At 71.5% G+C, this 10908-nt stretch carries 11 protein-coding genes; 6 read left to right on the plus strand and 5 right to left on the minus strand.

Translation table 11 applies throughout. The features are described 5' to 3' along the window. Nucleotides 1–37: 37 nt before the first annotated feature. Together Msi02_RS18135 and Msi02_RS18140 are read right to left on the minus strand one after the other, a co-directional pair. Nucleotides 38–1342 (minus strand): MsnO8 family LLM class oxidoreductase, encoded by a 1305-nt coding sequence (locus Msi02_RS18135; protein ID WP_204049443.1) that lies wholly within the window; start codon nt 1340–1342, stop codon nt 38–40. Then, nucleotides 1339–2535, minus strand: coding sequence for an LLM class flavin-dependent oxidoreductase (locus Msi02_RS18140; protein WP_204049444.1), 1197 nt, complete (start codon nt 2533–2535; stop codon nt 1339–1341). The genes Msi02_RS18135 and Msi02_RS18140 overlap by 4 nt, the downstream gene beginning before the upstream one ends. 194 nt (nt 2536–2729) lie before the next feature. On the opposite strand from Msi02_RS18140, the gene Msi02_RS18145 reads away from it, so the two are divergent. Together Msi02_RS18145 and gap are read left to right on the plus strand one after the other, a co-directional pair. Next, nucleotides 2730–3677, plus strand: coding sequence for a GlxA family transcriptional regulator (locus Msi02_RS18145; RefSeq protein WP_204049445.1), 948 nt, complete (start codon nt 2730–2732; stop codon nt 3675–3677). Between the two features lie 145 nt (nt 3678–3822). After that, nucleotides 3823–4821, plus strand: a complete 999-nt coding sequence (gene gap, locus Msi02_RS18150; protein ID WP_204049446.1) for a type I glyceraldehyde-3-phosphate dehydrogenase — start codon at nt 3823–3825, stop codon at nt 4819–4821. An 18-nt stretch (nt 4822–4839) separates the two neighbouring features. On the opposite strand, the gene Msi02_RS18155 is transcribed toward gap, so the two are convergent. Next, nucleotides 4840–6054, minus strand: coding sequence for a PP2C family protein-serine/threonine phosphatase (locus Msi02_RS18155; RefSeq protein WP_239108486.1), 1215 nt, complete (start codon nt 6052–6054; stop codon nt 4840–4842). Between the two features lie 263 nt (nt 6055–6317). After that, entirely contained in the window at nt 6318–6476 is a 159-nt protein-coding gene (locus tag Msi02_RS18160; protein WP_204049447.1) for a hypothetical protein, read from the minus strand. A 10-nt stretch (nt 6477–6486) separates the two neighbouring features. Between Msi02_RS18160 and Msi02_RS18165 the strand changes: the two genes are divergently transcribed. From Msi02_RS18165 to Msi02_RS18180, 4 genes are all read left to right on the plus strand, one after another. After that, a complete protein-coding gene (locus Msi02_RS18165) occupies nt 6487–7239 on the plus strand; it encodes a peptidase associated/transthyretin-like domain-containing protein (RefSeq protein ID WP_204049448.1) in 753 nt (250 codons plus the stop codon). A 191-nt stretch (nt 7240–7430) separates the two neighbouring features. Next, complete coding sequence (locus tag Msi02_RS18170) at nt 7431–8045, plus strand: trimeric intracellular cation channel family protein (RefSeq protein ID WP_204049449.1); 615 nt, start codon at nt 7431–7433, stop codon at nt 8043–8045. 168 nt (nt 8046–8213) lie between these two features. Beyond that, nucleotides 8214–8696, plus strand: coding sequence for a cupin domain-containing protein (locus tag Msi02_RS18175; RefSeq protein WP_204049450.1), 483 nt, complete (start codon nt 8214–8216; stop codon nt 8694–8696). A 2-nt stretch (nt 8697–8698) separates the two neighbouring features. Then, entirely contained in the window at nt 8699–9499 is an 801-nt protein-coding gene (locus tag Msi02_RS18180) for a crotonase/enoyl-CoA hydratase family protein (RefSeq protein ID WP_204049451.1), read from the plus strand. A 30-nt stretch (nt 9500–9529) separates the two neighbouring features. On the opposite strand, the gene Msi02_RS18185 is transcribed toward Msi02_RS18180, so the two are convergent. Then, nucleotides 9530–10753 (minus strand): permease, encoded by a 1224-nt coding sequence (locus tag Msi02_RS18185; protein ID WP_204049452.1) that lies wholly within the window; start codon nt 10751–10753, stop codon nt 9530–9532. Between the last annotated feature and the right edge of the window lie 155 nt (nt 10754–10908).

Genomic DNA, 10908 nt, shown 5'->3' on the forward strand with positions numbered 1-10908 from the left:
GGCCGGTTGATCTGCGGCACGCGAAGGCCGGGGACGTTCACGATCTCGCCCCTGGCGTGCGTCTTCCGTGCCACGCCTCCGCGAGCAGCTCGTAGGAGCGGACCCGGTCGGCGTGCCCGTGCGTGATGGTCGTGACGAGCAGCTCGTCGGCGCCCGTGACCCGCTGGAGCACGCGCAGCCGCTCCGCGACCGTCTCCGGTGAGCCCGCGAACTGGGTGTCCACGCGGTCGGCCACCAGCTCCCTGTCGGCATCGCTCCAGACGTGCGCGTCCGCCTCCTCGGGCGTCGGATAGGGGATCGCCCCCTGGCCCGTGCGGATGGCGCGCACCCAGAGGCCGTACGGTTTGGCCAGTTCCCTGGCCGTCGCGTCGTCCTCCGCCACGACCACGTCCGCCGAGACGACGACGTACGGCTCGGACAGCACCTTGGAGGGGGTGAACGCCTCCCGGTAGGCCTCCACGGCCTCCAGCACCGACGCCGGGCTGACGTGGTAGTTGGCGGCGAACGGCAGGCCGCGCTCCCCCGCCACCTTCGCGCTCTGCCCGCCGCTGCTGCCGAGGATCCACAGCTCCACCTCGGCGCCCTCACCCGGCACGGCGTGCGCCGCGATCCCGTCCGCCGACCGGTAGGTGCCCTCCAGGAAGGCGACGACCTCGTCGACCTGCTCGGCGAAGTCGGGGGTCCGCGCGCCCGGCTGTTGCAGCAGCGCGGCCTGGAGGGCGAGCTGCGGAGAGCGGGCCAGCTCGGCGAAGGAGAACGCGGGCGGGATCAGCAGCCCGTCCACCACCCGGGACTCACGGGGTCCGGAGGTCCGGGCGGCCTCGGGAGCCCGGCCGGCCTCCGCCACGGCCTCCGCCACGGCCTCCGCCACGGCCTCCGCCCTGCGCTGCCCGGACCGGCCGAGCCCGAGGTCGATCCGGCCGGGATGGAGCGCGTCGATCAGGCCGAACTGCTCGACCACCGCGATGGGCGTCTGGTGGCCGAGCTGCACCGCGCCGGAGCCCACCCTGATGTGGTTCGTCGCGGCCGCGATGAGGCCGATGAGCACCGCCGGGGCCGAGCTCGCGACGCCGGCCGCGAAGTGGTGCTCGGCCACCCAGTAGCGGAGGTAGCCGAGACGCTCGGCGTGGCGGGCGAGGTCGATGCTGTTGCGCAACGCGTCTCCCGCGCCGCTGCCGGACGGGATCGGGGACAGGTCGAGGATCGACAGGGGAACCGGCCGGTTGCCCGGCTGCGCAGTGCCGACCGGCTGCGCTGTGCTGCCCGGCTGCGCAGTGCCGACCGGCTGCGCTGTGCTACCCGGCTGCGCAGTGGGCTGTGCTGTCGGCTGGGGAACGCTCATGCCGGCACTCCGGTGCTCGTGACGGTGCTCTGCGGGGTCGTCGCGGTGCTCTGCGGGGTCGTCGCGGTGCTCTGCGGGGTTGGCGCGGTGCTCTGCCGGGCCGCGACGGCGTCCTGCGGGGTCGCGCCGTCCGCCTGCGGGGTCCCGGGCACGGCGGGGAACGGCCTGCTCGGGATCTCCTTGCGCAGCACGGGGGCGATGTCGCTCTGGAACAGCTCCAGCGCCGCCCGGTGCTGGGCCCGGGTCAGGCCGTCGGCGTCCGCACTGAGGTGCATGACCTCGTGCCCGAGCCGGTCGTGGTAGCGGAGGACCTTGTCGATGATCTGCTGCGGGCTGCCGACGAGGATCGAGCCGCGCTCGATGGCGTCCTCCAGCGAGTGGAAGACCGGCTCCACGCCCGACTTGCGGAACAGCGCGACCCGGGCGTCGTAGATCGGCCGGTAGGTCGCGATCGCCTCCTGGGAGGTGCGCGCCGCGTAGAAGCCGGCGCTGCCCGCGCCCACCAGCGCGTCGGCGGGGTCGTGCCCGTAGTGCGCCCACCGTTCGCGGTAGTGGTCGACCAGTTCGGCGTACGGCTCGATGGGGTTGGTGACGTTCGCCGAGAACAGCGGGTCGCCGTAGCGGGCGGCCAGGTCGACCGAGTCCTTGCTGGTGGCGCTGCCGTGCCAGACCCGGATCGGCTGCTGCAACGGGCGCGGCCAGGTCTCCGCGTCGGTGAGGGACGGCCGGAACCGGCCCTCCCACGTGACCCTGTCCTCCCGCCAGAGCCTGCGGAACAGCTCGTACGCCTCCCGGTTGCGGTCCCACTGGTCCTCGGGGGTGACGTGGAAGAGCCGCGCCTGGGCCGACCCGTTCCCCTTGCCGATGATCAGCTCCAGGCGGCCGCCCGACAGGTGGTCGAGCGTCGCGTAGTCCTCGTACGCCCGCACGGGGTCGAGCAGGCTGAGCGTGGTGACCGCGGTGAACAGCCGGATGCGGGAGGTCCGGGCGGCGATGTGACTGAGCACGACGGGCGGCGAGGAGGAGATGAAGGGCCGCTCGTGCCGCTCTCCCACCCCGTAACCGTCGAAGCCCAGCTCTTCGGCGAGTACGGCGTTGTCCACGACTTCGCGGAACCGCTCGGTGGTGGACCTGGTCTCGCCGGTCAGCGGGTCAGGGCCGTGCGCGATGAGGGTGATGGCGAGGAATTTCACGTGGTCGCATACCTCCCAAAAGGGCTTTACCTACTAACTATGTAGGAAAACCATGCTTTGTCAACGGCCGCGAAGAAGTCCGCCGCACTGACCGAGGTCGTGGCGGAGCCGATGGCAGGATGCTTGCGACAGGTGCCATGACAGTCACGGCGGCAGGGGACGCCGCCGGACCGCTGAAGAGCCGAAGGAGGGCGATGAGCCGGAAGAACCATCGCGTGGCCGTGCTTGTGCTTGAGGGCGCGAAGCCGCTCGACGTCGGCATCCCCGCGCAGGTGTTCGCCAGCCGGCCGAGCATGCCGTACGAGGTTCGGGTGTGCGGCGCCGCGCCCGGACTGGTGACCGGCGGCGACGGCCTCTCCTATCACGTGGCCGAGGGCCTCGACGCCTTCGAGCAGGCCGACACCATATTCATCCCCGGCTATCGGGAGCCGGCGACCACGGAACCGCCGGCCGCGGTCGTCGGCGCACTCATGGCCGCCCACAAGCGCGGAACCCGGCTCGCGGCCATCTCGACAGGGGCCTTCGCACTGGCGGCGACGGGCCTGCTCGACGGCAAGCGGGCGACGACCCACTGGCACTACACGAAGGCCCTCGCCGGCAAGCATCCACTCGTGCGGGTGGACGAGAACGTGCTGTTCGTGGACGAGGGCGACGTGCTGACGTCGGCGGGCGCGGCATCCGGCATCGACCTGTGCCTGCACCTGGTGCGGCGCGACCACGGCGTCGGGCTGTCCAACCACGTGGCGAGACGGCTGGTGGCGGCGCCCTATCGCAGCGGGGGCCAGGCGCAGTACGTTCCCCGCAGCGTGCCCGAGCCGCTCGGCGACCTGTTCGCCAACACGCGTGAGTGGGCCCTGGCGCACCTGTCCGAACGGCTGACCCTCGAGACCCTCGCCCGCCACGCGCGGGTGTCGGCGCGCACCTTCTCCCGGCGGTTCGTGGAGGACACCGGCTACACGCCGATGCAGTGGGTGCTCCGGGCACGCGTGGACCTGGCGCGCGAACTGCTCGAACGCACCGACCTGGGCGTGGAGCAGATCGCCGACCGGGTCGGGCTCGGCACCGGCGCCAACCTGCGCCTGCACTTCCAGCGCATCCTCGGCACCTCCCCCACGGAGTACCGCCACACCTTCTCGGCCTGAGCTTCCCGGCACCCGGGTCATGTGGCGAGATCCTTGCGAACGGTGGCGAAACTTCTGGCTGGATCCTTGCGCACGCTGTCTTTCGAGCCACTGTCGGCCCGGCACCCGGATGCCGATCATGGAGCGCGGAACGAAAGGAACGCCCATGACCCGCATCGCCGTCAACGGATTCGGCCGCATCGGACGCAACACCCTCCGCGCCCTGCTCGAACGTGACAGCGACCTCGAAGTCGTCGCCGTCAACGACCTCACCGCACCCGAGACCCTCGCGCACCTGCTCAAGTACGACAGCGCGCTCGGCCGCCTCGGCCGCTCCGTCGAGGTCGACGGCACCGACCTCGTGGTCGACGGCCGCCGCATCACGGTGCTCGCCGAACGCGAGCCCGCCAAGCTGCCCTGGGCCGAGCTCGGCGTCGGCATCGTGCTGGAGTCCACCGGCCGCTTCACGAAGGCGGAGGCCGCCCGCGCGCACATCGACGCGGGCGCCAGGCGCGTGCTGGTGAGCGCCCCCTCCGACGGCGCCGACGTCACGCTCGCCTACGGCGTGAACACCGAGGCCTACGACCCCGCCCGGCACGTGATCGTCTCGAACGCCTCGTGCACCACGAACGCCCTGGCCCCGCTGGCGTCCGTGCTCGACGACCTGGCCGGCATCGAGCACGGCTTCATGACCACGGTGCACGCCTACACCCAGGAGCAGAACCTGCAGGACGGCCCGCACCGTGACCTGCGCCGCGCCCGCGCGGCCGGCGTGAACATCGTGCCCACCACCACCGGGGCCGCCAAGGCCATCGGCCTGGTGCTGCCCAACCTCGACGGCAAGCTGTCGGGCGACTCGATCCGCGTGCCGGTCCCGGTGGGGTCGATCGTGGAGCTGAACACCACCGTCTCACGCGAGGTCACCCGCGACGAGGTGCTCGCGGCCTACCGCGCCGCCGCCGACGGCAGGCTCAAGGGCATCCTCGAATACGCCGACGAGCCGCTGGTCTCCAGCGACATCACCGGCCAGCCGGCGTCGTCGATCTTCGACGCCGCCCTCACCCGCGTCCACGGCAGGCACGTCAAGGTGGTGGCGTGGTACGACAACGAGTGGGGCTTCTCGAACCGGGTCGTCGACACGCTGGAGCTGCTCGCACGCGGCTGAGCCCGCCGCACGCGCGGCTCACATCGTGAGCTGGTGGTGCCGCCCGGTGCGCCACTCGACCAGCAGCACCGTGGCGTCGTCCTGCAGTTGGCCGCGCTGGTAGGACAGGATCGAGTGGATCAGGCGGCGCAGGGTCTCCGGGGCGGAGACGCCGTCGGTCTCCCGCCGGATGACGAAGTCGGCGAAGCGGTCCAGCCCGAACCTGTCCCCGTCCGGGGTCTGTGCCTCGACGATGCCGTCGGTGTAGAACAGCAGCCGGTCGCCGGGCTCGAGCTGGCGGCGCGCGAGCACGGCGGCCGGGCCCAGGCGGAGACCCATCGGGGTGTCCGGCGGGGAGTCCAGCACGGAGGCCACCCGCCCCTGCCGCAGGACGAGCGGCGGAGGGTGCCCCCGGTTCACCCAGGTCAGCCATCCGGTGCGGAGATCCAGGTCGGCCAGGACCCCGGTGGCGAAGCGTGAGGTGCCGAACTCTCCGGCGATCGCCTCGTCGATCGCGTCGCTGACCTCGAGCAGCCCGACCCTGCGCCGGCGGCGGTTGTTGCGGTAGGCGCTCAGGGCGATGGCCGCGGTCAGCCCGGCGGAGGTGTCGTGCCCCATCGCGTCGAAGATTCCGACGTGGAGGGTGACGCCGTCGAGGGCGTAGTCGAAGGCGTCACCGCCGACGCGGTAGGCCGGCTCCAGCGCGGCGCTGACCGTCATCGTGTCGGTCGCGAAGTTCCTGATGGGCAGCAGGGTCCATAGCATCTCGGCCGACAGGTGCATCTCCTCGGTGCGTACCAGCCGGACGAAGGCGTCGCTGTAGGCGCGCTTGCTCACCACCAGCAGCGCGACCAGGCTGCCCAGCTCGGTCGCGATCCGCTCGGTGGTCTCGTCCATCACGGGCACGGTCACGCCGAGCACCCCGACCCGTTCGGTGCCGTTCAGCATCGGCACCCACAGACGCCGCGCCCCCTCGCTGCCGAGCGGTTCCGCGGCTTCGGCGGCGAACGGGTCGGTGGCGGGACGGGCCTGGACGATCTCCAGGTTGCGGTAGGCGCGCCCGGCCAAGGTCGTGTCGATGGAGACGCGGTTCAGCGGCTCGCCGTACGCGTCGCGCTGCCCGGGCAGCGGCACGAGATACAGCGGCCGCAGGCTGGCCACGTAGATCATGACCTCGGTGAAACCGAGCGGCTTGACGTGCTCGATCACGGAGAGCGCCAGGTCGTCCAACGGCGTCAGATGATGATCGCGCACCAGACCGCCCCAGATGCGCCCGACATCAGGACACCCGTTGACCTGCCGCGGCACATTCCCGACGCTACCCGGCCCCGCTTCATGCGGAGCCAATGTGCAGGGCGTACGGAGGCCAGCACCGGCGGGCGCGGCCCGCTCTTAAGACAACCCTCATGCAGATGGTCTAGCGTCCCGCCGACGTCACCTCAGGAGAGGAAGGCAATCGTGGGACACGATCACCGGGGCACTGTGGGACACGATCATCGGGGCGCTGCGGGACACGATCACGAGGGCCAGAGGGTCAGCCGACGGACCGCCGTCGCCGGGATCGGCGCGATCGGGCTCGGCGCTCTGCTGTCGGCCTGCGGCACGAAGGCCGGTGACTCGGCCCCGGTCACGACCACGTCGGGAGCCACGGTCTCGATCACACCGACGACGAGCACGTCGGCCGGCTTGACCGGCCTATTCGCCGGTTCCAACACCTGTGTCCTGACGCCCGCGACCACCCAGGGGCCCTACTACTTCGACGCCGACAAGATCCGCTCCGACATCCGCGAGGACCGGCAGGGCAGGCGGCTCAAGGTCGCCATCAGGATGCAGGACAGCGAGAAATGCGCGCCGATGGCGAACGCCGTCGTCGAGATCTGGCACTGCGACGCGGCGGGCCTCTACTCGGGAGCCGAGGCGCAGTCGAGCGGGCAGGGCGGCGGCGGTGCGCCAGGGCCCGGCGGCGGCCCGGGCGGGCCGCCGCCCTCGGGCATGCCGGCCGGAGGACCCGGCGGGGCGCCTCCCTCCGGCATGCCGCCGGGAGGACCCGGCGGCGGGCCCTCCGCGAACGACGGGATGGCCGACCTCACCCCCACCGACGACAAGCGCTACCTGCGCGGCGCCCAGGTCACGGACGAGAACGGCATCGTCGAGTTCACCACGATCTGGCCGGGCTGGTATCGAGGCCGCACCGTGCACATCCACGCGATGGTGCATGTCGGCGACCAGCGCACGCTGACGACACAGGTCATGTTCGACGAGGACCTCAACGCGAAGGTGTTCAAGGAGAAGCCGTACTCCGCGCACACGGGCAGGGACACCTTCAACGACCACGACGCCATCTACAAGCCCAGCATGCTGATGAAGGTGAGCGAGGACGGCGACGGCTACCTGGGCGTGATCACGTTCGCCGTCGATCCCGACAAGAACGGGAAATAGGGCATTGCTCTCGGCAGGCCGCCGGGCCTCGGCGGACACCGGAGGCGCGAGCGGCACCCCGCCGTAGGTCCCGCCGCAGGTCCCGCCGCCGGCGCGCTCCCCGCTCCTCGCTCTCGCCACGGCGTCCATCGGGTCCCATTGCGCCGATCTTGACGCGGCGGTTCGCCCGATATGTGGGAGACTGAGCCCCTGTGACCCCCGTGCTCGACCTCGCCGGAATTTTCGTATTCGCCCTGTCAGGCGCGCTGGAGGGCGTACGCAAACGGCTCGACGCGGTCGGCATCGCGGTGCTCGCGTTCTTCACCGCCGTCGGCGGCGGCATCGTGCGCGACCTTTTCATCGGCGTGCAGCCCGCCGCGCTGCGGGACACGTGGTATCTCCTCGTGCCGATCGCGGCCGCCGTCATCGCGTTCTTCTGGCATCCCCAGGTCGAGCGGGCGATGCCCGGGGTGCTGGTCTTCGACGCGGCGGGCCTCGGCCTGTTCTGCGCGGTCGGGACATCCAAGGCGCTGCACTACGGCCTCGCGCCGATGCACGCCGTGTTCCTCGGGGTCTGCACGGCGGTCGGCGGCGGCGTCATCAGGGACGTCCTGTCCGGCGAGAAGCCGAGCCTGCTGTACGACCGGGAGCTCTACGCCGTGCCCGCGATGCTCGGCTCGGCGACGATGGCCGTGCTGTACGCGCTGGGGGTGCGGGGGTTCGTCGCCACCCTGTCCTCGGCGGTGCTCGCCTTCGCGTTCCGCATGCTCGCCATGCGGTACCGCTGGCGCGCGCCCCTGGCCAGGGGCGTCGGCGGGAGGGAGTGAGCGGAGGGACCCGGCGGAACCTCACGAGGAACTAGCATGACGACCGGGGTCACAGCCCCGGCGCCACCGCTCGGCACCCGCGGTCGCTCGCACCGGCAGGCGACCGGGGCCGCGCCCGGTCCGCGAGTGCGTGCGGTGGGCGCGCCTGCCGACACCGGAGGAGAGACGGTGAGCATCATCCTGCCCGAGGATCCGTTCCACCGGAGGCTGCACCATGTGGCACCGGCCGGCCTGACCTCCGATACGGCGCAGACGGGCGGAATGCGGCGCCAGGCCGCCATCAGCGGCGCCACCGTCGGTGCGAGACGGCTGTGGATGGGCCAGACCCTCGTGGCTCCGGCGACCGTCTCCGCCAACCACCACCACGGCGACTCCGAGACCGCGATCTACGTGGTCAGCGGCACACCGTCGTTCGTGTTCCTCGACGTCGACGCCGACGAGCCGCACGAGGTGCGCATCGACACGAAGCCGGGCGACTACATCTTCGTGCCTCCGTTCGTGCCGCATCGAGAGGAGAACCCCGACCCCGACCTGGAGGCCGTGGTCGTCATCGCCCGGAGCACCCAGGAGGCGATCGTGGTCAACCTGCCCGAGCTCACGTGGACCGGCCCGGTCCGGACGACTGCCGGGCCGCGAACCCGACCGGAGTAGCGATGGGTGACGTGCGGGTGGAGGTCGAGGGATCGATCACCACGATCTGGATGGACCGGCCCGACCGGCGCAACGCCGTCGACCGGGCCATGGCCGCGGAACTGCGGGCGGCGTTCGAGGAGTTCGAGGCCGACCCGGGCCGGCGGGTGGCGATCCTGGCAGGCAGCGGCGGCACCTTCTGCGCGGGCGCCGACCTGACCGCGGTCGGGGATCCCGAGCGGCGCAACGAACTGGATCCCGAGGGAGGCGGCAGCGGCCCGATGGGGCCGACCCGGATGCGGCTGAGCAAGCCGCTGATCGCCGCGATCAGCGGGTACGCGGTCGCGGGCGGGCTTGAGCTGGCGCTGCTGGCCGACCTGCGGATCGTCGAGTCCGACGCGGTGCTGGGGGTGTTCTGCCGTCGCTGGGGGGTGCCGCTCATCGACGGCGGCACGGTCCGGCTGCCACGGATCGTCGGCCTGGGCCGCGCCCTGGACATGATCCTCACCGGCCGTCCGGTGCGGGCCGACGAAGCACTCGCGATCGGGTTGGCCAACCGGGTCGTCGAGCCGGGCCGGGCGGTCGAGGCGGCCCGTGAGCTGGCCGGGCAGATCGCGGCGTTCCCCTTCGAATGCGTCCTGGCCGACCGGGCCTCCACCTACGCCTCCCTGGATCTGCCCCTGGACGAGGCGTTGCGCGCCGAGGGGGCGGCGGGCGTCCCGATCGTGGAGCGCGAGGGCGTGACCGGCGCCGCGCGTTTCGCCGCCGGCGCCGGCCGCCACGGCGTTTTCCCCACTCACCCCTCCGGGCCGGGGCCGGCGTAGGCGCGGCCGATCGCCAGAGCGGCCCGGACGCTAGGGGTGGCGGTGGGGGTCATCGGGGGCGGCGTGCCAGGGCCCGTCCGGACTGTCGTCGCCGTGGTGGCCGTGGTGCCCCTGGTGGGAGTCGTCGGGGCCGCCGCCCATCGCCTTGAGCATCGGCAGGCCGCCGGTGGCGAAGAACCGGATCAGCAGCACCGCGGCCATCACCAGGAAGGCGATGTTGAGCCACGTGGTGTAGTTCCAGGAGATGTGGGCCTCGACCACGGAGGCGTTGCGATGGCTCGGCACCAGGCCCAGCAGTGTGAACAGGAGCTCGACCGCGTAGCCGGCGAGCACCATGGTGGCGTAGAAGGTGCCCGCGACGAAGGCGGCCATCTTCATGCCGTAGTACTTCCGGTAGATGTTCAGGATCGGCAGGATGATCAGGTCGGCGAAGACGAACGCGACCACCCCGCCGAAGCTGATTCCGCCGTTCCACAGCACCGCCGCCAGCGGCACGTTGCCGATGGAGCAGACGAAGCTCACAACCGCGACGATCGGGCCGACCAGCGGCCCCCAGATGCGGGCCCACAGCGGGTGGTCGGTCAGAAAGAAGCTCTTCCAGAAGTCCATCGGCACCCAGGCGGCCAGCGCACCGGTGATCAGGAGACCGGCGACGATGTCCCGCCAGATGGCCGCCCATTCCATGACGAAGATGTGCGAGACCGAGGTGAGGCCCTTGGCCGAGGTCAGCCGCCGCCAGAACGAGCCCGGTCCGGTGACGGACATGTCCATCGCGGCGTGCCCCTCCATCGACCCCGCCACTCCCCGCTCGGCCTGGCGGAGCGCCTCGTCGACCAGGCGCCGGCGCAGGAAGACGCGGAACAGCACCGCCAGCAGGACGATCATGATGGGGCCGCCGACGAACTCGGCCAGGGTGAACTGCCAGCCCATCAGCAGGGCCAGGATGATGCCCAGTTCGACGACCAGATTGGTTGAGGCGATCTCGAAGGCCATGGCCGCCGTGAAGCTCGCCCCCTTGCGGAACAGCGAGCGGGCCAGTGCCACCGAGGCGTAGGAGCACGACGAGGAGGCCATGCCGAATCCGGTGGCCGTGGCCAGGGCTCGGGGGGAGTCGTCCCCGAGCGCCCGGGTGATCGCCTCCCGGCGAACCACCGCCTGCACGATCGCCGACAGGGCGAACCCCAGGATCAGCGCCCACAAGATCTCCCAGGTCATGGACCCCGCGATCGCCAGCGCGCGCCACAACCAGTCCATGACCTGCTCCCTCTTCCGCTCTTGCCGTCAGCTTTCCGGTTGGGATCGAGTTACACCGTTCGCCTGCCGCGGACAGCGCGTTCCGACTCGGAAGGGCCTCCGAGCGAGTCGCCGGAGACCCTTCGTACGGGCTGATCTAACGGAAGCGGCGGAGT

Source organism: Microbispora siamensis, assembly GCF_016863095.1.
GTDB classification, from domain to species: domain Bacteria; phylum Actinomycetota; class Actinomycetes; order Streptosporangiales; family Streptosporangiaceae; genus Microbispora; species Microbispora siamensis.